Source organism: Mucilaginibacter sp. OK268 (assembly GCF_900103125.1).
In the GTDB taxonomy this organism is placed as follows: domain Bacteria; phylum Bacteroidota; class Bacteroidia; order Sphingobacteriales; family Sphingobacteriaceae; genus Mucilaginibacter.
The window spans coordinates 599,072-625,265 of sequence record NZ_FNJV01000002.1; the positions used below are offsets into that span (position 1 = coordinate 599,072).

Here is a 26,194-nt window from a genome sequence, read left to right on the forward strand (position 1 = left end):
CCCGCCCAATAGTGAACTACCTTCCCATTAAAAAAAATATTGATATCAAATGGAATCTGTTATATGAAAAAAGTCAAATTCAGCCGATCCCCCTATACTTTTTGTAGCATAATTAAACAAAGCAAAACGATAGCCCATGAAATGCGGGAAGGTATAGGCCATTTTTAATTGTGTACCCAATGGTATCCACGTTTTCCCGTCCAGGCTATAAAAAAAATTGGCCACGTCTTTTCTGTTCGTAAAATTGCATTCCGCCTTAAAGTATACTACTTTTTGGTTTAAGGGGATTTTTTGTGCTTCTACAGGTTTTCCAGTGCTTGCATTGATCATGACGACAGCTTTGCTATCCCCGGTTATTTTGACACCAGCCAATCCGTAATTTTTTTGCAAAAGGCCCAAACCCGCAAAATCACCATCTTTCATGTTAGAAATGTCGAGCGAAACTGTCCCGGAGCATACCGGGCCGATAGTACGTTGTGTCAATGAATTTCGTGCCGTCAGGAAATTGGTGTCGATCCTGCCGGTGGTGAGTCGTAAATACCCTTTCCGCGCGGTAACAGACCACAAGCTATTATCCGGGTTATGGTTCCATTGCCAAACCAGCGGTAATGTACGTTCGCCTTTTTTACGGGTAAAATCGTCTGAAGCAACAATGCCCGGGATCAAACCTTTACCGGCCGGCAGGTCGAGTGTATCGGTCACTTTGCCATTGGTGCCCAAAACGGGCCATCCATCCACCCACTTTACAGGTACCAAATAGGGAATACGGCCCACCGAGCCATAATCACGGAACAAATAAGAATACCAGGCTCCATTTGGCGCTTCAACCAATCCGCCTTGCGCCACACCCAGATCCTGGAGGCCAATTCGCCCTTCGTACGGGCCGGTGATTTTATCTGCCCGGTGTATGATAACAGTGCGTACGTGGCCCGGTGGCCATGTAATATTGAAAAGATAATATTTGCCTTTTATCTTAAACAGCTGAGAGCCCTCCGGACCGAGGCCGGTACCGCCCGAAGGCACGTTTGCTTTTTTAATGATAATTTTGTCCGTTCCGCCGAGTTTTATACCGGAAAGATCGTCCTTTAATTCAACTAACCTTAAATCTCCGCTCCCGCTAATCATATACGCTTTTCCGTCATCATCAAAAAACAAGGAGTGATCACCCAGGTCGGGGGTAAATGAACTGGCTTTCCACTGGCCTTTTTCGATATTTTTAGTGCTGTAAATGTGCGTTTTATTGGTATTTGCAGAAAATGTGCTTACATAATAGGTGCCATTATGGAAACGAATAGAACTTGCCCACGAACCCTCCCCATATGCATTTTTTCCATTTGTGAGATTCATTGCGTCAATGTTTGCTAATGTATCATAAGCATAACCCACTGTCTTCCAGTTCACCAGGTCGTTCGACTTCATAATCGGTACACCGGGACTCATGTGCATCGTTGTGCTGCTCATGTAATAGCTATTGCCTACACGTTCTATTGATATGTCTGGTACATCTGCATAAATAATAGGATTAGTGGCTTTTTGTGCGTATAAACACGGCGCAAAAAGCGTGATAATTAAGGTCGTCATCCATAACCTGTATATCGCATTTCTCATATTGACATTTGTTTTTTTTGTCCTGGTATTCTTACCTGGTTTTAATTATTTAGTTAATGTATTTATTTGAAGCATGCTTACTGAATATGGATCGAAAGTCCTTGTAAATTTGGCGCCGGCCACTTTTATTTTGGAGGTAACCGGAACTATTTTTTTGGGGTCGCTGATCGTGTTCGTATCTTCGGGTTTGTCACCTTTTATGACTACCAGGGTACCCTCTGATGATAAATTTCCGGCCCCCTTTAAATCAATATCAACCTTTTGCCGCTTTCCTGTTGCATTTACTACTTTAAGAAAAAGTTTCCCCGTTTTGGTGTCCTGGGTAGCTACATAAAACATGCCTGGTATAGGTTTGGGCATGTTGTTCGCCGCGCTGTCCTGCTTGGTGGCAGGCCGCGTTTGGGTTGGTATATTGGCGCCCGCTATTGGCACTACTTTATTGCCGATATAGCTGTTAAACATTACTTGTACATAGTACGAGGGTGAACCAAAGCTTTTTAAAGCATCATAACCTATCAGGTTTGACTCCCATTGCCATGCTTTCGGCGCGGTTGCGGTAGCCTTATTTACATTTGCAAATAAAGGCGCGTAGCATGAGCGGATAACGAGGTCTGAGTTACGTTCCATGCCCGTCATCCAGGCGGCATCACCGAGGGCGGCATTCAAAGTGGTGGTGGGCATGCCTTCCGTTGTTGCCCATTCACCTACAAACACTTTATATCCATTGCGGTCGTAGTTATCATAATGTGCTGCATCCTCTTCCATCCCCCAGGCATTGCGGTAGTAATGTTCATCTACAATTTCGGGCTTGCGAATGGTTAATTTACCCCTGGTCCCAAGCCAGTCCTTACCGCCGATGCTTGCAATACAGTGAAGGTTAGGATATTTGACTTTAATGGCATCATAAAACTGGGCAAAACGTCCGTCGTAACTGCCAGACGCGTCAAACCCGTCTTCGTTACCAATCTCCACATAGCTGAGTTTAAAGGGCGCCGGGTGCCCATCTGCCGCACGCTTAGCGCCCCAGTACGTGCTTACATCGCCCGTAACATATTCAATTTCATCAAGCGCATCGTCTACATATGGCTTTAAAAGCGGGCCTGCGTCTACATGGTCGCCATCGAGTGAATAGCCGGCATAAACGGCAAGCAGCGGTTCCATTTTCAGGTCTTCGCACCATTCTAAAAATTCAAGTAAGCCCATTCCGTCAGTCGGGCGGTAACCCCATGAGCCGGTATGACCGGGCCGCCCCTCAAGCGGTCCCAAAGTAGTCTTCCACGGAAATGCATCGGTCAATTTTGGGCCTTCAAGGAAATTACCACCGGGGAAACGTAAAAAGCGGGGTTTCATATCAGCCAATAATTTCATGAGGTCTATCCGGTTCCCATTCGGGCGATTATGATAAGTTGGCGGAAATAACGAGACGAGGTTAAAATAATAAACCCCGGTACGGTTTGTTGAAATAACAAAACGGGCGTCAGTTGTTGGTTTAACGCCAGCGCCGGTTGTTAATTTAAGTTCATATTTTTTCCAAAAGGCGCTTTTTACCAAATTAATAGTCCCCGAAGCATATATTGTTTTACCGTCATTACTTTCTATACTTACGGTTATAGGCCCGGCCGTGTTATCAGCAATTACCGGAACTGCAGTTTTAGGCGCGGGAGCCCATTGCTCGGTCAACGGCTTGCTTTCCATACCTTTAATATAAAAAGAAGCGTTATAAGTTGTATTAGGCAAAACAGGTATGCCCCAATAACCTTCATTTGCAATACCGGCACGGCCACCGCCTGTATCCACCAATAGTCTTAAACAGGTTGTTAACGCGCCATTAATTGCATGGCGCCGCTCATCTGCAGGTACATAGTTGGGGTTTGCGGCAACTAATTGAATTGTGGCCTTCGCACTACCTTCCTTGATTACACTCCAGGCTTCCGGCGTATTTGGGTTGTCCTTAAATATCCTGTTTTTGATCAGCTCGGCATACAAGCCCCCATCGTACGAATGGTTGATCTCCTCTGTCATCAACCCATACAGTTGCGGACTTACATTTGCGCCGGGTTTAGTTAAATCAAGCGTAAGCTTAGGGTTTTGCGCTTTTAAGCTTGTTGCAGTGAACAGGAACAGGCACAAACTTGAAATGGGTAATAACTTTTTCATTGTGAAATTTAATATTATTTATTGTGTTTTTTACACTTATTTTATAGAGCCAACGGGGTATTTGCATTATTCGTAATGCACTCAAACATTGGCAAACTGGTTAACTTCGTCTGAAATAAAACACCTGAAATCCAGTATTTTCTCCGGCGCATCGTTTTTTTCACGGGGTAGCCTAACTTTATCAAATTCATTAATCCATCTGTACCAACATTGCGTCATCATGCTTTATTAAAATTGTCAATGGTAGAATATTGACCTGCTAAAAGCACGACCATGACTAAAAGACTCTCCTTTTTTAAAAACATAGTTATTTTAAGATTTTGTCCCGTCCCATCGTGCCACAGAAGCCGAAATCCATCGACTTCGATTATTCTTTACATTAATTGAATTCTTAAGCCCCCTTATTTATTTCTAATTGAATTTCCACCAGTTGAAATTAAACAAATGCCCCTGGCCACCTTTAAACACAAAGTATACATCATGAATACCCCTTGCTTTGTTTACCGCAACAGATTGGGTTCCCCATATTTCCAAACCGCCTGTGTTTTTTATGGATAAAGTGCCCAGTAAGAAACCGTCAGACCTGTCAATGCGTATCTCTATTATACCTCCATCAGTATTTGCTGCCACATTCGCATAAAATGCATTTGGGTCACTTTTAAAATCCACACTTCGCACTTTAATATAATCACCACTATCTATATTTGTTACGTACATTCCATTATTACCTGTTGCGGTATTAACACCCGATTCCCAGGCTATTGTTTCAGCCTCCTGACGAACAAAAGGATCCAGGTTCCTTACTGCTTTGATCACGCCTTCGGTAGTAGGGGTGATCATAGGAATTGTACCGTCAGGTTGATAAGTAAATTGATCAACACAAACCGACCTTGTAAAGCCCCCTCCGCCCGGTAAAGCTCCGTTATGATAAAAAAAGTATGATTTACCATGGTAATCTATCATCCCAGGGTGGTTTGTAAATGTGCCGCCTTTCTTAATAATGCGCATAAGTGTATCCCGGTATACCCACGGACCAGTTGGCCCGGTACTGGTAGAATAAGCTATATGCTCCGGCACACCACCGGCAGGATATACCATATAGTACATTTTTTTTCGTTTATAAAACCAGGGCCCTTCCTCGTATTGGGTTAAACGGTTGGAATCCCCGGTACGTTTCCCAAACCCTTGCTCTGTAAGCAGGACTTTTTGTATCTCTCCTGAATAAGAGATCATATCCTGATTTAATTTCACATAAAACAACTGTGGGTTTCCCCAATACAGATAAGCCTGGCCATCGGTATCTATAAATACCGTAGGGTCAATATCGCCAAGGCCAGTATAAGTTAAGGGATGACCAATGGCATCAATAAATGGCCCTTCGGGTGTTGTGCCAACGGCTACCCCAATAGCCATACCTTTGCCGTCAGCCCGGTTCATTGGCACATACCAGTAAAATTTACCATTACGAAAAATACACTGGCCGGCCCAGGCATCTGTTTTTATCCATGAAAATGTTTTTAACGATAACGGTGCGCCCCTGTCGGTCCAATTCACCATATCTATGGTTGAAAATAAGTGCCAATCATTCATCGTGAACGTTGTAGCTTTATCCTCGTCGTGGCCTGTATACAAAAATACGGTGTCGTGGTACACCATGGGTGCCGGATCGGCAGTAAACCTGGTTTGGATAATTGGGTTTTGCGCTTTCAAATTTGTTGCTGTGAACAGGAACAGGCACAAACCTGAAATGGGTAATATTTTTTTCTTCGTCAAAGTCAATATTATTAATTGTTTTCTTACACTTATTTACAAGGCCAACAGGCCATTTCCACTGAAAACTATTTCTGAGTTTATCGGTATTCCTGATAACCTGTATGTCCAGTTCACAGATTTTCCATAAACTTCACACTGCTGAAATGGGTTTATTTAACCCGGATTTTTACTGTTTTTGAAATATTGCGTGATGAATTACCTAACTGAAGAATGTATTCACCGGCTTCGGTATTCCATGATTTTTTTCCTTCATCATAAAATGCCAGATCACTAACCTTTACATCCAGTTCTACTATTTTTGTTTCATCGGGATTTAAAAATATCTTTTTGAATCCTTTAAGCTCTTTTTCAGGCCGCAAAACAGAACAAACCGGATCACTTACATACAATTGCACAACCTCGGCACCGTAACGGCTGCCTGTATTTTTGATGGTGAATTTCGCTCGGATGGTTTCATTTTTCCCATAAGTTGTTTTATCAGCGGAAAAATGATTGACAGAAAAATCAGTATAGGAGAGCCCGTAACCAAAAGGAAATTCCGGTTGAATCTTCTTGGTATCGTACCAGCGGTATCCAACCAGTATGCCCTCTTTATATTCGGCCGTAGCGCCTTTACCCGGATAAGTATTTAAAGCGAAAGCGGGAGAATCTTTTAACGATACTGGAAAAGTAAATGGCAATTTGCCTGATGGGTTTACAACACCTTTTAATACGTCGGCCAGTGCATTACCGGCTTCTGAACCGTTAAACCACGACCAAACAACCGCATGGTTGTTTTTTTTGATGTCATTCAGATCATACGGTGCGCCGGCCATTATCACAATAATGGTATTCGGGTTAACTGCACTAACCGCGTTAACTAATGCCTGCTCCCCAAAAGGCAGTTCCAGGCTTTTACGGTCATGACCTTCACTTTCATATTCACGATTGGAACCGATACATAAAATGGCAACATCGCTGGTTTTTGCACGCGCCACCGCCTCGTCAATCAGTTTTTGATCAGGTTGGTCATAACCACGATTTTGTTCGTCACTATTACTTGCCAGGTAGTTTGCTTTATAGCCCTGGGCAAAGCTAATACTGGCTATTTTGCCGAACCTTGATTTTATGCCCGCCAACGCGGTAACCTCATATTTAGCTTTTACACCGGCGCCATACCCGCCCAAAGCAAATGTGCGGACGGCATTATCGCCGATGACGGCGATGCTTTTAATGTTACCCGCTTTTAAAGGCAACAAATGGTTGTCGTTTTTAAGCAAAACAATGGATTCTGAGGCGATATCATAGGCGGCTTTGGCATGCGCCGCCGTAGCAATTGATCCTTTGGGATGATTGGTACTCATGGAGGTGTGGTAGATTACCCACAAAATCCTGCGTACCTTATCGTCAATTGTTTTTACCGGAACCCGGCCTTCTTTAACAGCTTTTAGTAAGGGTTGGGCAAAATACCATTGATCATACGGTCCGCTTGATCCCATTTCAATGTCCAGCCCGTTGTTGGCCGCTGCAACGGTATGGTGTACACCGCCCCAGTCTGAAATGACAGCCCCTTTAAAGCCCCATTCGTTTTTCAGCACTTTATTCAATAAATAGTCATTCTCGGAACACCAATAACCATTCAGCTTATTGTAGGCCGACATAATGGTGTAAGCATTACCCTGCTGTACGGCTGCTTTAAATGCCGGAAAATAAATTTCGCGCAAAGCTCTTTCATCAACTATCGTATTTACGCTATCGCGGTTAAGTTCCTGGTTATTGGCGGCAAAATGTTTTATACAGGCTGCTACATGCTGGCTTTGAATTCCTTTTACAGATTGAACGGCCAATTGGCTGTTTAAATAGGGATCTTCCGAATAATATTCATAGGTACGGCCGCAAAGGGGCATCCTGCAAATATTGAATGCCGGTGCAAGCATCACATTCTTTTTACGGGCATTGGCTTCCTCCCCTATAACTACGCCATACCGGTTGGCCATTACGGGATTCCAGGTGGCCGCTATTGCCGAACCATTTGGTAAAAATGTAGCAGAATCGGTTGTCCAGTTAGCCGACGCCCAATCAAAACGCTTTATCTCTTCGCGTACGCCCAAGGGGCCATCATCGCACGTAAGCTCCGGGATACCCAAACGACTTACACCTGCGGAAGAAAATAGCGCGTTTCCATGAAGCATTTCTATTTTTTCTTCCAGTGTCATTTTGCTGACGATGCCATTGATCTTCGCTTTAAGCGCAACCTCACTTTTATTTTGTGCCGAAACTCCGCCGGCCACGCAAAATGCCATAAAACAGGCAATGGTATATTTCATATAAATATTATTTCTTTTCTTTTTATCGATGCTTTTTATTTGCGGCTGTAATTTTCAACAGGCCCTGCTTTAAGGCGAGCCATTTTCTTGTTTTAATTTTTCAACTTGTTCCCTGTTTAACTGAGCGAGCCTGCCTATATTCCACATAGCATGTAGTTGAAATCTTATTTTGAAAGGTAACGCATCCCATAATGTTCTAAACATTTTTGAGTGAACTTCTTAATAAGAACCAGGCCCTCGTTACACATTTTTTTAGATTCCTGCGTTACGATAGGGTTACTGAAGATGGTAATGTGCTCCTTAAGCAACACCCCAATCGTATCAAAATTCTCTATCAAAGCTTTAATTTCACTTTCATCTAATTCCGGCGCTTTTGAAATAATTTGATTTCCCATATCGTCTTTTTTAGCCAGGTATCATTTGCCGCGGCAACCGTCATGTGTTCAAATAGATCACTGTTGATTTCCGTCATGTTGAAAACAGAATTGTCAGAGTTAAAAAATGCCGGGACCTCTCGGTAAGGGCCCCAGGCATCTACTTATAAACAACTAAACTCTCTCTTATTTAATTTTTTAAAGTTTAGCTCATCAGAAAAAGGTACTGTCTAATATGTTCACAGTACCGCTATTCCAGAAAAAGCTTTAATCCAACATTACTGTTTATATCCTGCTTTAAGGGCATCCATCATACGCTGATCAAGCACCTTACCTGGCTCCCCCAAGAAAGGATTAACGGTTTCACCGAATCGGCAGTAACAGCCCGTTTGGATCGAACATCTACTTATAAATAGCATCAATAAACCAGCAACCGGACTTAATAAAATTTCCATTCATCAAACAAAAAACCCTCTCCATAAAATACAAAATAGATATTCCCCACTCCTTTAGGTATGTTCAGTTCTATTTTCTTTGAGAGCGTAGTCCAGTCCTTCACATCACACATAAGGGAAACAAGAGCAGGGCCTTTAAGATTATTTACATAAACATCAATAGTACCTGTTCCTTTCACCCGAGCTTCGAATTTGGCAGGAATCTGTTTGTTAAAATCGGCTCCCCGAACCATGAGACATTGTTTATCAATTTGTCCTTTGGCAACCATATTACCCACAACACTAGTAGTATCGAACTGGACGTGCCCCGAAGTGCCTGCAGTGGTTTCTGCTTGCTGCAGAACGAATGGATTTAATAGGTTAGTTTGTGACGCACCTTTAAAAGTTGCGTTGACCATGGGGATATTCACACCATTGCCTTCTTCCACCGGTGCTTCTTCGATACCCACATTACGAAAACCACCCGTAGTGTTAAAATAATCCTGTAAATACATGGCATGGTAAGCAAAATAATATTTCTGGTTAAACTTGAATAAGTGAGAGTGATTGTTTGTCAAAGGCCCCACGTTATCACCCACGTTTTCGCCAGGATTCTTAAAGTAATTATCGCGATATTGCCAACTATTTGGATCTAAGGGTGTTTTACTCGTCACATAAGATATGTTGCATGCGGTTGGTTTAGCAATATTGCTATAAGGCCATACAGTGCGTGCATCCCAATTTGTACAATAGCTATAAACCCAGGTTCCATTGATAAAGTTAAGGTCGCTGGCCTCATTAAAATAAGGAGCGGGTATCTTAGAAATATTGCCTGCCAAACTGATCATATCTGCTCCTAATTTGACGATTCTGGCATTATCCGGCATATATGTTGTTTTAGGCGTTCCGGCTCCAAAAACCAGCCAGCCTGTACCTTGACCGTCAATCACAACTCCTGGATCGAATGGAACATCGACATCCACACCGGGGACAGAGTGGTCGACTATGTTCTTTCCTAATGGGTCTTTCCAAGGGCCAACGGGAGAGGTGGAAGTAAGCACGGCTGAGCCAGCACCGCTATTGGAGTAATACAAATAGAAGTGCGTCTTACCATCTACTTCCAGTCTGGATGTAATGGAAGGCGCCCAGGACGTAAAAGTCCATGGCGCCAGCTTTGCAGTATTTATGACGCCATGATAAGTCCAGTTAACCATATCAGCGGAAGACATCATGACCAGTGAACGGATATACGCGTAAGTATTTTTCCCATCCTTTCCTACCTTCTCAAACTGTTGATTATCATTTGTGGCATACACATAAACTCTTCCATTGTATACTATAGCTGTTGGGTCGGCGGTAAACATAAAATCTAATAAAGGATTCCCATTATTGGTGAGAAGTTTCGGCGAAACTTTTGCGAATTTTGCTTCCAGATCTTGATTATCTGGCTGTGAAACTTGAATTTGCCTGGTATCACCATTCGAAGCTGTGATAGTCACTATCGCCTCGCGGCCAGCCCCCGTGTTGTTAGCGTTCGCAATTAATTTAAGCGTAACATTTCCCGGGCCTCCCGATGACTGACTTATGGTGAACCATGGAGATGAGACGTTGGCTGTCGCTGTCCAATTACCATTTGTAGTGATAGAAACATCAGAATTACTTCCTTCCGACTCAAAAACAATTTGCACAGAAGAAACAGTGAATTGAGGCTCAATCCCTTTCTTCTTACAGGAAAAAGAAAGCAATGGGGCCAACAATAGTAAGCCTAAAAATATACCGTGACCCTTTTTCATATTATTACATTGTTCATTTTTGTTATTTTAATTTATCTTTTCACAATCAATACCAATCACATACGTCAAGCAGAAAGCGGTACTGTCTAACCCGTTCACAGTACCGCAGTTCCAGTAATGCTTTTAATCCAACATTACTTTTTATATCCAGCTACGAGGGCATTAAACATACGCTGGTCCTTTACCACATTATTAGCCCTGTCTAACATTTGCCCTACCTCCCAAAAAAATGGCAGCATACCATTCGTTTTAGCCGTTTTGGTCACATATTTTGTCCAGTAATCCACAGACCTGTTGTGCATCAACGTATCCTTAGGCATAGGCTTGTTGGGGTCAGTTCTCCTCGCGGTTGAATATTCACCCAGCACCACAGGGATACCTTTATCAACAAAATCCTGTTTCATCAATTGGTCTCGAGCAGCGATCACGTCCTCCTCTTCACCGGTGGCGTTGCGGTCTGGCTCAATAGTTGAATGATTCCCAGCCCCCCAGTAGTAAACCATCTTGCCCCAGCTTGCATCTGCATCCATTAGAGTAAATTGAAAAGGCGTATAGTCGTGCACCTCGAGCATCAACTTGTTAGGTACCGGGTCGTGAGGCATAGTAGTCATCAAAGCATGGGTGTCAGTAATATCAGTGTGAGGCCCCTGAACAACCAGCACCCGATAGGCGTTCCTGCCTCCGGTAGAGCGAACTGCTTTGATGAATGTTTCGTGATAACCATTGAGTATGGTCATCTGCTCGGCATTATCAGCCTTGGCTTCATTCGTGCCGGCAAATATAAGGTGCTCGTCAAAATCACGCAAGGTTGTAGCAATCTGCTCCCAAATCGCCTTTTGCATTGCATTAACGGAATCTTTCTTTATGGCATTGACATTATCTTCCAGCCAGCCAAGATCCGCGTGAGCATTTACTATCACATACACACCATTATTCACACAATATCCAACCACTTCTTTCACCCTCGCAAGCCATGCAGGGTCAATTCTTGCCGTTTTCCGATCGCTTAAATGGGTCCAAACCCAGTTCATGGGAATCCGTACAGCACTGAAACCTATTTGTTTTACAAATTTCACCTGCGCATCGGTAATTTTACCAGACACCCAATCACCGTCGTTCGGGGAGTCCATGGTATTGCCAAAATTCATTCCCATTCCAGTACTCATTTTTGCAGCCAGTTGCACGGCAGTACTGGTCACTCCAGTCATATCTGGCGCTATCGGGATTGTATTATAACTTGGGTATATGGTGGGGGCCTGAGAAACTATCACCCTCCTTGCCTGGCCATTGGAAGAACTTATGAATAAAATACCAGAGCGGGATGCCGTTGTAGCATTTTGTGATAATGTTGTCAAATGAATAACAGTGCTGCCGCTTTTGCCTGATGTTGTACTTAATTGCAACCAAGAAAAAGCAGGGTTGTCGACGCTCCAATCGGCATTAACTGCAACGGTTATGTCCTGGCTTCCACCATCCCCTGTAAAATTTATGGTGGGTGCACTAACTGTTAGTTGCGGGTCCGGAGTTTTCGCCTTTTTGCATGCTAAAAGGGCAATAATCGTAGTAAGAAATACTAAGGATTTAAAAAATTTGTTTTTTTTCATTTTTGTCTTAATCTTTTTAATCAGTTGAAAAGCCCCACGCCGATATGCTGCCGTGGGGCTTTAGCTTATTTAATTTTTACAACTCTCAAGTTATCAACAGCGCCATAAAAGCCGGTTGCTGTATTGAAACCGCCATAGTTATGTAACCATATAAAGCATGTACCATTTCCTGAACTATCCAGTATATCTGAAAATTGTGTCATTGCAACACCTTTGCCATCGCCCAGATCAAGATCTGTTTTACGGAACTCCGTAAAAGGAACCGTCAGCGTCATCCAACCTTTTGTAGTGTAGGCTACCGTAGTAGTAGTCCCGGATCTTTGCCATGGTTCCCAACGATAAATAAATGTATTTTTGCCGTTAACTTTAATATTAAGTGCACCTCCATTCCATGCTTTCGGAATACTTATTTCAAATTTTAATGCATAATTCTGAATAGAATCGCCCAAATTAGCTTGCGGTATCCATTGCTCCTTATCAAAGGCAAGTTGATAATCAGGCGGCCAACCATCACCATAGCCTTCTCCAGGCTGCAAAATATTGGTTTTTAGCACAGCAAAGTTTGAAGTATTTCCGGGAAAATCAGGATTGTATGGCAGCCACGATTGAGCATTAGCAGGGTTGCCAGTACTTTGGGTTCCCCCATCCCAGCCTATCATACCCCACTTATCATTTTCCATATTGGCAATTATACCATGCACAAGATCGTGCACATTGTACACGGTAGTACCTGTGCCAAACTCTGTAGTAACAGATACCGGCCCACTTTGCGTTAGCGTTGGTAAAACGAAGCCAACATAACTCCCATTTTTTGATGAACTATAAGAAGTAACCGGCGTACCGGCAAAAGTTAGCTTTTGAACACCTTTAAGATAGCTACCATAAATATAAACCGAATCACCCGGGTTGGCATTTTCATTGGAAATACCTGCTATGACCGGGGTCGCAATTAGTTTAAAATTCACCGCACCGATTTTGGTGGTTACCAATACCCGATCATTGGTCGTTGCAGCCGGCATCAAAAATCCAATAAAAGTCCCGTTAGTGTCTGTTTTAAACGACGGGATTGCTGTACCCCTATATGAAAAGTTTCGAACGAAAAACAGATTTGCGCCATAAACATAAACAGAATCACCCGGGTTGGCATATATATTGGAAATTGTCCAAACAGCAGGTGCCGCCGGGCCTAATTTAAAAGAAAACGTTGTTGAGCCGGCTGTTGTTTTATAGTCTACAGTATATAGCTTAGCAGTATCAATTTTTGCATACTGTATGTTAGGTATTTGCACAACAGCACTGCCGGGGGCAAATAAAGCACCATTAAAAGAGGCGGAAACTCCATCAAAATAAATTTGTGTTGCATTTTGCAAATTTTGCCCGGTTATTACTATCCATTGGCCCATTGCCACGGCGCTGTGTAAAACCGTGTCATTTGGTGAGGCTACATAACTTTTAATAGACGTAATAACCGGAGGAGCACTGCTGCCGACATCTGCATTCTTTTTACAAGCTGGCAGTAAGGCCACTATCATCAAAAGAAGTGACAAAAAATACAAGCTTAAGTATGATTTCTTTTTCATAACAATATATTTTTAATATTTTAATTAATAATAGGGTACCGGCGGCTGCGCCAATTTAGGGTCAGTGGTTAACTCAGATGACGGAATTGGCAACGTAAATGAAGCGATAGTTGCCGGAAGCGTAACTGGCGGAGCAATAGTATCCCTTCTGGCTATCTTCGTTTTAGGATCATAAGTAAACGAAATCCGACCGTGATTAAGATCCTGATCATTAAGAAACTTCACCGCATTAGTTGGATCATAATAAGAATACCTAACCAGGTCTATCCAATATTGCCCTTCAAAAGCAAGTTCAACCCTTCTTTCCGTGCGTAGTAAAGTCGGGGTTATTGCAGTCACAATATCCACGCCGGCCCTTGCCCGCACAGCATTGAAATACTTTAGAGCATCACCATTGCTTGTAGTACCATCGTTACCCAAAATAGCTTCGGCATATACCAAATACACATCGGCCAATCTAAGAATTGCATTATGTTCGGGAGATGACCAAGAATCCATTGTTGGCAAGTTGTTATCTTTTTCGGTGCCAACAATGTGTTTTTTCAGGCCTGTATTTTTTGCCGTATAACCACCACCGGCTTGATTCAATTCGGGATAAAAATCTCCGGTAAGCACAATAGTAGCTTTACGCCTTACCGTATCCTTAGCCGAATACATCTGGTATAAATCATAGCTTGGCGCTATGCCCTCCCATCCACCTTGTTGTTGAGGAGTAACTTTACCATCTGGCGCAAAATATTGTTGCAGGGCATTGCCAATACCATAACCCACACCTCCGGCCCACTGGAGCGCGAACAATGATTCAGGGCTATCGTTGTTTTGCACCTTGAAAAGGTCATAATAGCTGGGAAACAAATTTAGCCCGCTATTTTTACACACATTGCCTGCATACTTTTTGGCACTGTCCAACAAGGCCTGGTCGCGGCTGCCACTTTTGCCTAAACCTGCCATCGTCAAATATACTTTGCCCAGCATTCCCTGCGCCGACCAGGTAGTTACCCGGCCTTTTTCATCTGTTTTTGGAAGGTTTTGCGCTGCGTAAGTCAGGTCTTTAGTAACAAATTTATACACATCCGAAACAATGTTGCGAGGAAGCAGCGGATCTTTTATTAGTTTACTGTTATCTTCAACAATGGGCACAGCCCCCCAATACACCGCCAGGTGATAATAAGCAACGGCACGAATAAATTTTGCCTCAGCTATGGCAGCATTTTTGTCTGTTGCCGAAATTGACGAAGATGCCTGTTGCTGTATGGCACTGATAACGGTATTACATTGCGCTATAACATTGTACAACCCAACCCAACCATTTGTTACAAGGCCATTTTGGGCGGTAATAGTGCGTGTAAAAAGCTGTACCAAATCGCCATTATACGGAAAGCTGGCGGAACCAGCCAATACGTCGCCAAGTGGTATGTAGCCCTGAGTGTTCCATTGAAACCACTCTGAACCGGCGTACAGGCTTGCCGTAGCCAGCCGTAATTCGGAAGTGGTTTTGTAAAAAGTATTAGCACTGATCTGCGAGTTGGACGGGCGGTCCAAAAAACTCTTTTTACATCCGGCTATTGCGGCAACACATAGCAGGATGGTGATAATTTTGTGAATTGATTTCATAAACAAATATTTTAAATCGATAATCGTTTTATTATTTCAAGGTTATGTTTGCACCTAAAGTGAATACTCTTGGCTGCGGGTAATAACCGTTGTCCCAACCTGCCTGGAGCGGGTTCCACGAACCTATCTCAGGATCCATGCCTTTATATTTTGTAATTATAAATAAGTTGGATACATTGGCATATACCCTAACAGACCGCACAGATATTTTGGATAAAAGGCTTTCTGGTATGCGATATCCTAAGGTGATATTTTTGCATCGCAGGAATGAACCATCCTCAATCATTAAACTATTAGGTCGGTTATTGGTATTGGTATTATCATTTCTCAGTCCTACAACCGTTGTATTGGGGTTGGTAACATATACATTGTTAACATCGGTTGCAGAGCCTTTGGGATCTACCAGAGCCAATTTCGCATAATTTAACATCGATGTGAAAAAAGTGGCCTGACCTCTCGGATCGGTTTCCTGTATGGCTATTTGATTGAATACCTTGTTGCCATAACTGCCGCTGAAGAAAATATTCAGGTCAAAATTTTTGTAGTTAAATGTATTATTGATACCATACTGGAATTTGGGGATGGGGGAGCCCAAAAAGGTTTGATCTTTTGAGTCGATAACACCGTCGCCGTTCAAATCCTTGAACATACGGTCGCCGTACCAGATCCCCCCACCTGCCGAAGAAATTGGATAAGGGTTACCATTAGCGTCGGTAGGCCGGGCATGTGTTAGAAAATCACTTGGCTTTGAAAATATCCCGTCAAATATATAGCCATAAAATTCGCCAATGGGCTGGCCTACTACTGTTTTTTCGATTATATCATTAATTGTATACGATTTTTGGCTTAAGTTGGCCATGTCTCCACCTGCACCTAAACTGGTCACTTTATTAATGTTCCGCGATATGGTAAAAGTAGATTTCCAACTGAAATTTTTAGAAATAATATTGGTAGAATTGATTTGGAAATCAACCCCTTTGTTACTTAGCGAGCCGACATTGGCAAAAGGCGATTTCATAGCCCCCGGCCCCCAACCATCTACGGTACCAGAGTATTCCGGAAGCGGCACCCGTAATAAAAGGCCGTGTGTTTCGCGGTCGTAAACGTCTACTGAAAAACCTAACCGCCCATTCCAGAACGATGCGTCGATCCCGGCATTGTAATAATCAGTTTTTTCCCACTTCACATCCGGATTTGCCAGATTGCTTTGAAACTGCGCTGTACCCGACAGGCTGTTAGGCACCGATGTAAGTTGGGTTACAAAACTATTGCCGTCTATACCTTGATTGTTAGTAAGCCCATAACCAAGCCTCAGCTTCAATTCATTGATAGATTTTACGCCTTTTAAAAAAGCCTCGTTGTTAATTTTCCAGGCAAACCCACCCGAATAGGTAGTAACCCAACGATTATTGGGGGAGAATTTTGAAGAACCATCATTCCGTATATTGCCGGTGAGCAGGTACCTGTCATCCCAGGAAAAATTGAGACGGCCGAACCAGGATTCCTGTGCATTGCCGCCATTGGGGGTTGATTGTGAATTATCGCCCGAGTTTGTGGCCGTGCTGGCATCCCCGCCATTAAGGGCTTGCACATTGTCTGAAGCAAAATTCCTTCGCGCACCGTAAAGATATTCAAAAGTTCCCTCCTGCGATTCATGCCCCGCTAAGGCATCAACATGAAGTTTTTTGAAATTATGGTTATAAGTTAAAAAATTGCGTATTGCTATATAAAAATTTTGGCCGGCATTTGAGGAACCGTTATTACGGCTGACACTACCTTTGCCAAAACTATAAGTTGGTGAATACCTATTTTCCGTATTAAATTCGAAATTACCGGATAGTTCACTTCGCAGGTTTATATCTCTGGTAAACTGTATTTCGGAGTACAGATTGCCGAATATCTGATTGTTCTTTCTCTGGTCTTTTACAATTTGGGCTAATGCCACCGGGTTGGCAATGGGTGCTACCCAACCGGCGGGGTCTGTAACGCCGCCATAGGAACCATCAGGGTTTTTTACCAGAACATCAGGGCTAATGCTTAGCGCGGTGGCAATTACATTACCTGAGGTTGAATTTACACTTTCATCAACATGCGCCAACTGAAGGCTGGTACCTATTTTTAGCCAATTAGTGGTTTTGTTATCTAAATTCAGCCTTAACGAGTATCTTTTAAAATTAGATCCAATGGCTATCCCGTCCTGGTCAAAATACGAGGTTGATAATAAATATTGGGTTCTGGCATCTCCGCCGCTTATTGTAAGTGTGTGATTCATCTGCGGAGCCTTCCGGAATAATTCTTTTTGCCAGTCGGTACCGGGGCCCAGGTATTGAGGGTTGGCAAATTGGGGCCTGGTATCAAAGCCCCAGACAATACCCCGGGCATTAATGATAGTAGCAAACTGCTGCAAATTCACTGTAGGCATCCGCTTTAGTATTTCCTGGTAACCGGCATAGAAATCATAAGTTATCTGCGGCGCTCCGGCTTTCCCCCTTTTTGTAGTGATAACAACTACGCCATTGGTTGCCTGCGAACCATATATGGCTGTTGCTGAAGCATCTTTCAATACATCTATTGATTCAATTTCGGAAGGATTGATGGCATTTAATGGATTAGAACCACTACCAGGATCACCCACTGGTGGAATAATGATACCATCTATGACGTACAATGGCGAATTTGAGCCGCTTATTGAAGACACGCCACGTATCTGGATAGATACGCCGCCACCGGGCTGGCCCGATACCTGCTGGACCACTACACCTGCAACTTTACCCTGCAGGGCCTGGTCAAACGTGGTGGGTTGGGTTTTGTTCAATTCTTTACCCGATATGGAACTTATTGAGCCAGTAATATCTTTTCTTGCTCGCTTAGCAAAGCCAACAACAACAACCTCGTCTAAGTTGCTGGATGTTGATTTGAGGGTGACATTAATTGCGCCAGCTTGCTTAACAGTTATTTCCTGTGGCGAATAGCCTAAAAAGTTAAAAACCAGCACCTTGCCGGGTTCGGCCGCTATGGAATAACTACCGTCAATACTGGATATAGACCCGAGGCCCGTCCCTTTAATTTTAATGCTTGCTCCGGGTATTGGCGCACCATCGTCGGAGCTTGTTATTTTGCCCGTAATATTTACGGTTTGTGCATGGGCAGAAAAATAAAGAAACATGCCCGTGATAAATAATGAAATCTGGTATTTCATTCTTCTTTGTAAATTTTTATCCATCTTTTAAAAGGATTTTAAGGTTTGATAATTGGTTCATTGGTTTGGTTAGTAATTAATTGGTTTTTCTCTCATTCATAATTTATTTTGTTATCATATCTTTTTAGATCGCCCGATACCCAAAAACAGTCTTTGGAAACTACTTACTGTTAGTTTCTTCACATGAAACGACTACCCGAACAATCAGTTAAAAAACTTCAGTTGCAGTCAGACACATGTTTATTAATTCAAAAAAGTTAACTGTTGGTCCAATTGGTTATTGGTGGAACATTGTTTAAAAGCAACATCTTTAAACACATTACTTTGAACTTATATTCTGGGGAATGAAACTATGATTGTTAAAAAGAAAGGAATACCGAATTTGATAATGAATACAGCCCAAAATGTTAACCAATTTACAACAATCTCAAAATCAGTATTTTAACATATTAAAAACTACTCCGCTTTCATATTTATTTATTTTTTTCGCGAAGTTCTGACTTAAATGACAACAAATCGGAACTAATTGGCTGTGGTAACGCGGACAAGAAGGGGTTATCAATAAATTGGTTAAATTTAATTAACTGTTCTTTTCTTCCAGTTTCTGTTGGCGAATTGAACTGACATAGGTGGAGGGAGGGATGTTATACTCATCCTTAAATGCTTTTGTAAAATACTTGGGCGAATTAAAGCCAACTTCATAGCCAATCTGACTGATCGTCATTTGGCTGGTTTCAAGCAAATACACGGCTTTTTTAAGTCTTATAGAACGGATAAAGTCAACAGGCGACTTTCCCGTAAGCATTAAAACTTTTTTATAAAGCGATACCCGGCTCATATTCATCTTGCGGCTTAATTCTTTTACCGAAAGGCTTTCGTTTATTATATTGGATTCTATATATTCAACAATACACCTTAACAGTTTTTCATCTTCATTTTGTAAAGGAGTTTCCTGCAATTGCACATCTATCTGCTTTTTGTACGTGCGTTTATAGGTGTCCCGAAGGGTTAAGATATTTTTGATTTTTGAAAGCAATATTTCAAAATTAAATGGTTTTGTCATGTAATCATTCGCGCCAATTTCCAAGCCCTTTATCTGGTCTTCGTCACCCGTTAACGCGGTTAACAGTACAACGGGAATGTGCGAGGTACGTTTGTCATTCTTTAGTTTTTTGCACAATTCAATTCCTGTCATTTCAGGCATGCTGATATCACTTACAATAATATCCGGGTGTTGCGATAACGCCTTTTGCCAGCCTTCCCTCCCGTTCGAAGCTTCGATTAAAAAAAATACATCTTTTAAATTGTCTTTCAGGTAAAAGCGAAAGTCATCGTTATCCTCCACTAAAAGAACTACCTGCCTTTTATTTGATAGCGGCTGTTTGACGATAGTTTTACCCACATTATGAGTAATTTCGTTTGCGCTATCGCAATCAATATCATCGTCTGATGGCAAGTCCATATCCCGATCATTATAGATAACAAACGGCAGTTTGATGATAAAACAACTGCCGTGATCAGGCTCACTCTCAACCTTTATTTCTCCCCCATGCATCTTCACAAACTCATGCGTAATTGCAAGGCCGATGCCGCTGCCCTGGTTAATCATCGACTCCGGAATATCGTGTTGAAAAAAACGTTCGAAAATTTTATCTTGTTTTTCATGCGGAATACCAATACCGGTATCAATCACCTTAATTTCAAATGGGGTGTCTCCAGTTTCGCTATCTACATTAAGCAAGACGCTTACCTGCCCGCCGGGCAGTGTAAATTTAAAGGCATTTGATAGCAGGTTAAACAATATCCTTTCTATCTTATCATGGTCAAAATCAGTAAACAGCGAATCAATCGTTGTATCAAAAATAAAATTAATCTCTTTTTGTTCAGCGATATCAGTAAATGAAAGATATATCTCGTTGATGAACTTCACAATATCTCCCGGCTGGCTATGTAGTTTCAACTCCTGAACTTCCATCTTCCTAAAATCAAGCAACTGGTTTACCATGTTCAGCAATCGCCTGGCGTTTTTTCCAATCATGCCCAACTGTTGTTTCTGTTCCTGATCAGCGCGGGTAAGCATTTTTTCGACCGGTGCCATGATCAGCGAAATCGGTGTCCTGAACTCGTGACTTACGTTGGTCAAAAATTTAGTTTTCAGTTGATCAAGATCTTGCATTCGCTTAATCTCCTGCCGCTCTTGTTCAATTATCAATTTTGCTTCCTGTTTCTCTTTCTCTGCTATGAATTTTTCTTTCTCTGCTATGAATTGCCTTCTTATTTTTTGTATTCCGCGCCGGCGTATAAAAAAGAGAGTCCCGGTTATCAGCAACAGGTAAATAACATAAGCTAAAGTAGATTTCCAGAACGGGGGCAATACTTTAATTTTTAATTTTATATAGCTGGGTTTCCATTTTCCCTCCTGGCCAATAGCCCGTACCTTAAAAGTATAATCGCCTCCGTCAAGGTTAGTATAGGTAGCTTTCCGGGTAGCATTATTTGCAGTAAGCCACCCTTTATCAAAACCTTCCATCATATACTGATGCGTTATTTTATTGGGGTTAAAGAAATTTAAGGCGGCAAATTCAATGGTGAACACATTTTCGCTGTGGTTCAGCGTTATTTCCTGTGTGGCCGAAATTGCTTTAGATAATACGACATGGCCGTCAACTTCTTCATTGGCTGCTATACTTTTGTTGAATAGCTGAAAATCGGTGAAAATTAATTTAGGCTCATCTATATTCGTATGTATACTCTGTGGGTCAAAAATATTGAAGCCGTGCGAGCCACCAAATACCAATTCCTCTTTACTGGTTTTTAAAGCTGCATTTACAGTGAACTCTCTGCCCTGCAGGCCATCTGTTTCATCAAAGCTTTCAAATTGAAACTTATAGGTGCCATTGCCTGGTGTCAATGTTATCCGGCCCAGCCCTTTTGATGTACTTAGCCACATGGCCCCCCTGTTATCTTCCAATACATTCAAAACCTGGTTGTCGGGCAACCCGTCCTTTTTTGTCAGCGAGATAAAACGATTGGTTTCAGGGTTTAATATGCTCAGTCCGTCTCTTGTTGCTATCCACATCAGGCCGCGGCTGTCCTGCGTGATATTATGGATGTCATCATTGATCAAACTGTTAGGGTCGCTTTTCTTTTTACTATAATGTATAACGCGACGTCCATTTTTTAATATTTTATCTATCCCCAAATATCCTCCTACCCAGAGATTACCTTTGGTGTCTTCAAAGAGTGCGGATATATATAGCGACCTGATATCCGTTTGCTTAAAGGGAGGCGAAAATATTTTTTTGTCTCTGTCAAATATTTGCAAACCTGCCGCAAAAGTACCTATCCATAACCGGTTTGATGAATCTTCCAGAATATTCCACACCCGGTCATCAGCAATGCTCGTGGGCACCTTGCCATTATGTTTGTAGTGAATAAATTTCCTTCCGTCAAAATGATCCAGCCCCCCAAAATAGGTGCCTATCCATAGTTGTTGATCATGGTCGATACATAAGCTTACAATAATATCACTGCTGAGGCTGTTCGGGTTTCCCGGATCGTGTTTATACTGGGTAAACTTGCCTGTTTTGCGATCAAAATAAATTAAACCGCCTCCATTGGTCCCAATCCATAAATTACCGTTTTTATCCTCAGCGAATTGATTAACATCTTCAAAACTAAGACTCCGGGGATCTGAGGCAAAGTGCCTGTACAGCGGGAACCTGATAATATTTTTATGATAATAACTTACCCCCTCTCTAAGCGTACGGGCCCACATAATGCCTTTGTTGTCTTTGTAAAGCGCAACAGTGTTCTGTCCTAACGATTTTGCGTCATCTTCCCTGTTCAGTAGATAAGTAATTTTTCCGCTTTTTTTATCCAATAAATTTATTCCGCCATGATCAGTGGAGATCCACATAAGACCGTCGTCGGCCTGAATAATGTCAGTGATGTTGTTCGATGTAAGCGGTGTTTCTGACGATTCTTTTGTGATGTACCGAAACCGCCCCGTACGGCGGCTGTAATAATAGATGCCGGAATCCATATTGGGGTTAAACACCCAGAGATCGCCTTCACTGTCAATAGTTATCGAGTAGTCTCTACCCCTGCTATTGGCAGCTTTTTTAAAAATATCGGTATGGTACGTAATTGCATTACGTTTTACATCCAATAGCTCTACTACGCCGTCGTCATAAGCAAGCCATAAATTGCCGCTTGCATCCTGCACCATGTCTGTAATAGAACTTGAATATAATGATGGGTTGGAATTATGGTGATGATAATAACGCGTGGCAGTTTTTTTTAGCTCATTATACCTGTAAAGGCCTGAATCGGGACACAAAAACCAGAAGTCGCCTTTCCCGTTGTGGAGCATTTTGGAAACGAACGGATTCTCCGGAAGTTTGCAAGCATGGAGCACTGACGATACGTCATTGTTAAACTGCTCCGTTTCGGGGTCATAAAAGGAATATCCAGCTGGGGTTATTACCCATAATTTTTTGTCGGGGCCTTCACAAATATTAGTTATGTAATCATCATTAACGGAGTTTTTATTATTTACATCGTGCTTAAATACTTTAAAAGTATAACCGTCATAACGGTTAAGGCCCGAAGCCGTGCCGAACCACATGAAGCCTTTGGGATCTTTAAATATGCAATTAACCTTGTTGTGAGATAACCCGTTGCTTATATTGAGCCGTGAAAACTGGTACTGGCTGTTTTGCGCAAAATTGTTCGTGTAAGCAAAAAACAACACTGAAACGACAATATAAAGTTTTACACGCATTAAAATTTAGTTGAGATCTTCGAAATCAGGAGCCTGGCCCTTGGCAAGCCGGTACACCTAGATAGCATAAAAGTAAGATAAATTCCTAATTAAAGAGATAAAAGTGGCAATTCCTTATCTAATCACCAGAAGATAAATAACCGGCCTCTGAAGCAAACGAGCTGCCGATGCTATGGTACGGGCCATGCCTGAACTTACAGTAAAATAAAGCTTGTTACAGGTTGTCGTTTAGGAGGATATCCGGATCATCCGGTTAAAAAAAGCAGCGACACGCCCTTAGTCACAGTTTTTGAAATGATTAACATTTATTTCCGACACCATTTTTATCAATTTATTTCAAATAAGGTGGCTGTTTATATAAAACCTTATAGATTCCATGTTTTTTTGATAAATTAACATTTAACACCCTATTTTCTAACTTTTATCTCCCATCATTAAATTATCTCTTCTGTAGTTTTACTAATCAATTAATAAACCTGGTACCAATTCAACTATTGCTAACTAAAACATGCCCGTTGCTCCAACCGCTGTATTATGTTGACTTTAATTGCATTGATTTCATTAATTGTCCTTCTGCATCGAAAAACAAGATTAACCAATTAAACTAATAAACCGGTTCAGGCCCGTTTTATCCTATCGAAAAATGAAACTAATGTTAAACTCCGCCTTATGCGGAATGGCTACTGCCTTATTATTATTTTTTTTTATACCTCGTTGGCTAAAGGCAGTTATCAACACAACTGCCTATACCAATAGCTATATAAACCTCAAAGGTAATGACAAATATATCCTCGTTCTGCCTCGCTGTCTGACACTTTCACACGCAATTAACCAATTTATTAATAGCGGCAGATTTAAATATCGCCAACCTAACCAATTTTTTTATGAAGAAAACTTTAAGCTATTTTTTATGCATTCTTGCAATCCCGGCATTGACAAGATGCACGAAGCAACAAATCGCTTCTCCGGACGTTAAACCGCTTGCTAAAACGAGCACCAAAACGCTGACAGCCACCAGTTATCCGAGTTACAACATTTCACCACTACCACCCGATCAAACCGGCGTTTCCAGTACGGCAACTCAGCTTGCTGCAAAGTTCCAGTTAGGTTGGAACATTGGTAACACATTGGAGGCAATAGGCGGCGAAACCGCCTGGGGCAACCCTACGGTAACCCAGGCGCTAATTGATCAGGTTAAAAGAAGCGGTTTCACCGCCGTTCGTATCCCCTGCAGCTGGGACCAGTATGCTAATCAAACCACGGCCCAAATTCAGCAAACCTGGCTTGATAGGGTTAAGCAGGTTGTTCAGTATTGCGTTAACGATGATTTGTACGTAATATTAAATATACACTGGGATGGCGGGTGGCTGGAGAACAATTGTACTACCAGCGCACAGGCAGCAGTTAATGCCAAACAAAAGGCTTTTTGGGAACAGATAGCGACCCAAATGCGTGGTTTTGACGAGCATGTGATTTTTGCTAGCGCCAATGAACCCGCTGTATCAGATGCTACAGGGATGGGGGTGCTGCTTTCTTATCATCAAACATTTGTTAATGCGGTAAGATCAACCGGTGGCCACAACAGTTACCGGGTGCTGCTTATCCAGGGTCCATCTACAAATATCGACTACTCAAATACTTTAATGAATACCCTTCCCACCGATCCAGCCGCCAACCGCCTGATGGTTGAAGTACACTATTACACTCCCTTTAATTTTGCCGGTTTAACCGCCGACGCAAGCTGGGGCAATATGGCCTATTATTGGGGCAATGGATACCACTCTACAACCGATGCTTCACGAAATGCCACCTCAGGCGACGAGTCAGATGCCCCCGCGGAATTTCCGCTCATGAAGACAAAGTTCATTGATAAAGGTATCCCGGTAATATTGGGAGAATATGGCGCTATCCGCAGGTTTCAAACGCTTACGGGCGATGCATTAACTTTACATCAGGCCGGCAGGGCTTATTATATTAATTACATTACACATCAGGCGTTGAAATATGGCTTGCTTCCATTTTATTTTGATGATGGATCGCAGGGAAATAATGCGTTCAGACTTATTAACAGGCAAACCAACGGAGTTGCCGACCAGCAAGGTTTAGCCGCGGTGGCACAAGGCGCGCAAAACGGTACATCATCAACCATCCAGGTTGGGCAAGTTTACCAGATTTATAACAGGAACAGCTTTAAAGCCCTGGAAATTGCTGGCTGGGGTACTGCAAATCAATCGCCGGCCGGCCAATGGGAATATTTAGCCGGCGCAAACCAGCAATTTAAAATTGAAGATGCGGGAGGCGGTTACTACCGGTTAACCCCTATGCATGCCACCGGAAAATGTTTGGAAATGTATGGCTTTGGCACAGGTAATGGAGGGCAGGTAGATTTATGGGATTACAACGGCGGTGCAAACCAAAAATGGTCGATTCAGATAACCGACAACGGATATTATAAAATTATCAATGCAAACAGCGGAATAGTTTTGGATGTTGCAGCATCTTCGCTCAATAATGGCGGTGCACTTGAACAATGGACCTACTCTGGAGGCCGTAATCAGCAATGGGGATTTGTGAAAATATAAGATAAATATAAAGCAATTAAGTCATTTCACTAATTGTCAAAATCTCTAATGCCTCTGTTTTAAATGAGGTGTTAGAGATTTTCTTGAAAGTACTGTTATATTGACTATCATTAAGCTAAATCAGGGAGTTTAAATTCCTCGGCAAGAAATTTCATGTCATCCTCATCTATGTAAGTATTATACTGCGTTTGCCGAAACAGTAGATGAGGCTGGATCCTTTTGTAGTGAAACAACGAGCTGCCCCCTATTCGTCTGATAAACTCTTCAAGTTCCTCCCGTGTGATCAATACCAGCCAGCCATTACCGGATTCTGAATCATGATGATCGTTTTTATAACCGGGGTCTGGCTGATCAGTTCTACAATACTAACTAATGCTGTTTTCA

The 26,194-nt window shown here is 42.3% G+C and carries 13 protein-coding genes; 1 reads left to right on the forward strand and 12 read right to left on the reverse strand.

The window, feature by feature from the left end; genetic code table 11:
* Window positions 1-45: 45 nt before the first annotated feature.
* The 12 genes from BLR84_RS08335 to BLR84_RS08385 form a co-directional block, all read right to left on the reverse strand.
* Entirely contained in the window at window positions 46-1,608 is a 1,563-nt protein-coding gene (locus tag BLR84_RS08335) for a glycoside hydrolase family 43 protein (RefSeq protein WP_090466812.1), read from the reverse strand.
* A gap of 45 nt (window positions 1,609-1,653) precedes the next feature.
* The gene (locus BLR84_RS08340) at window positions 1,654-3,765 is read right to left on the reverse strand and encodes an alpha-L-arabinofuranosidase C-terminal domain-containing protein (RefSeq protein ID WP_090466813.1); all 2,112 of its coding nucleotides are present in this window, start codon (window positions 3,763-3,765) and stop codon (window positions 1,654-1,656) included.
* 81 nt (window positions 3,766-3,846) lie between these two features.
* On the reverse strand, window positions 3,847-3,987 hold the full coding sequence (locus BLR84_RS29665) for a beta-galactosidase (RefSeq protein WP_143013868.1): 141 nt from the start codon (window positions 3,985-3,987) through the stop codon (window positions 3,847-3,849).
* Window positions 3,988-4,176: 189 nt separating this feature from the next.
* Window positions 4,177-5,538, reverse strand: a complete 1,362-nt coding sequence (locus BLR84_RS08345) for a glycoside hydrolase family 43 protein (protein ID WP_255366886.1) — start codon at window positions 5,536-5,538, stop codon at window positions 4,177-4,179.
* Window positions 5,539-5,687: 149 nt separating this feature from the next.
* A complete protein-coding gene (locus BLR84_RS08350; RefSeq protein ID WP_090466815.1) occupies window positions 5,688-7,844 on the reverse strand; it encodes a glycoside hydrolase family 3 C-terminal domain-containing protein in 2,157 nt (718 codons plus the stop codon).
* 164 nt (window positions 7,845-8,008) lie between these two features.
* Window positions 8,009-8,239 (reverse strand): hypothetical protein, encoded by a 231-nt coding sequence (locus BLR84_RS08355; protein WP_090466817.1) that lies wholly within the window; start codon window positions 8,237-8,239, stop codon window positions 8,009-8,011.
* A 418-nt stretch (window positions 8,240-8,657) separates the two neighbouring features.
* Complete coding sequence (locus BLR84_RS08360; RefSeq protein WP_090466819.1) at window positions 8,658-10,445, reverse strand: family 43 glycosylhydrolase; 1,788 nt, start codon at window positions 10,443-10,445, stop codon at window positions 8,658-8,660.
* 134 nt (window positions 10,446-10,579) lie between these two features.
* Window positions 10,580-12,049: a cellulase family glycosylhydrolase gene (locus BLR84_RS08365; RefSeq protein ID WP_176851999.1), complete on the reverse strand. Its 1,470-nt coding sequence runs from the start codon at window positions 12,047-12,049 to the stop codon at window positions 10,580-10,582.
* A 65-nt stretch (window positions 12,050-12,114) separates the two neighbouring features.
* Window positions 12,115-13,629 (reverse strand): glycan-binding surface protein, encoded by a 1,515-nt coding sequence (locus BLR84_RS08370; protein WP_143013869.1) that lies wholly within the window; start codon window positions 13,627-13,629, stop codon window positions 12,115-12,117.
* Window positions 13,630-13,653: 24 nt separating this feature from the next.
* Window positions 13,654-15,243, reverse strand: a complete 1,590-nt coding sequence (locus BLR84_RS08375; RefSeq protein ID WP_090466823.1) for a RagB/SusD family nutrient uptake outer membrane protein — start codon at window positions 15,241-15,243, stop codon at window positions 13,654-13,656.
* Window positions 15,244-15,274: 31 nt separating this feature from the next.
* Window positions 15,275-18,442 carry a SusC/RagA family TonB-linked outer membrane protein gene (locus BLR84_RS08380; protein WP_255366887.1) on the reverse strand — a complete coding sequence of 1,056 codons (3,168 nt, stop codon included), beginning with the start codon at window positions 18,440-18,442 and terminating at the stop codon, window positions 15,275-15,277.
* 580 nt (window positions 18,443-19,022) lie between these two features.
* Complete coding sequence (locus tag BLR84_RS08385) at window positions 19,023-23,228, reverse strand: hybrid sensor histidine kinase/response regulator transcription factor (RefSeq protein WP_090466826.1); 4,206 nt, start codon at window positions 23,226-23,228, stop codon at window positions 19,023-19,025.
* Window positions 23,229-24,112: 884 nt separating this feature from the next.
* On the opposite strand from BLR84_RS08385, the gene BLR84_RS08390 reads away from it, so the two are divergent.
* Window positions 24,113-25,810, forward strand: coding sequence for a cellulase family glycosylhydrolase (locus tag BLR84_RS08390; RefSeq protein ID WP_176852000.1), 1,698 nt, complete (start codon window positions 24,113-24,115; stop codon window positions 25,808-25,810).
* Window positions 25,811-26,194 lie beyond the last annotated feature (384 nt).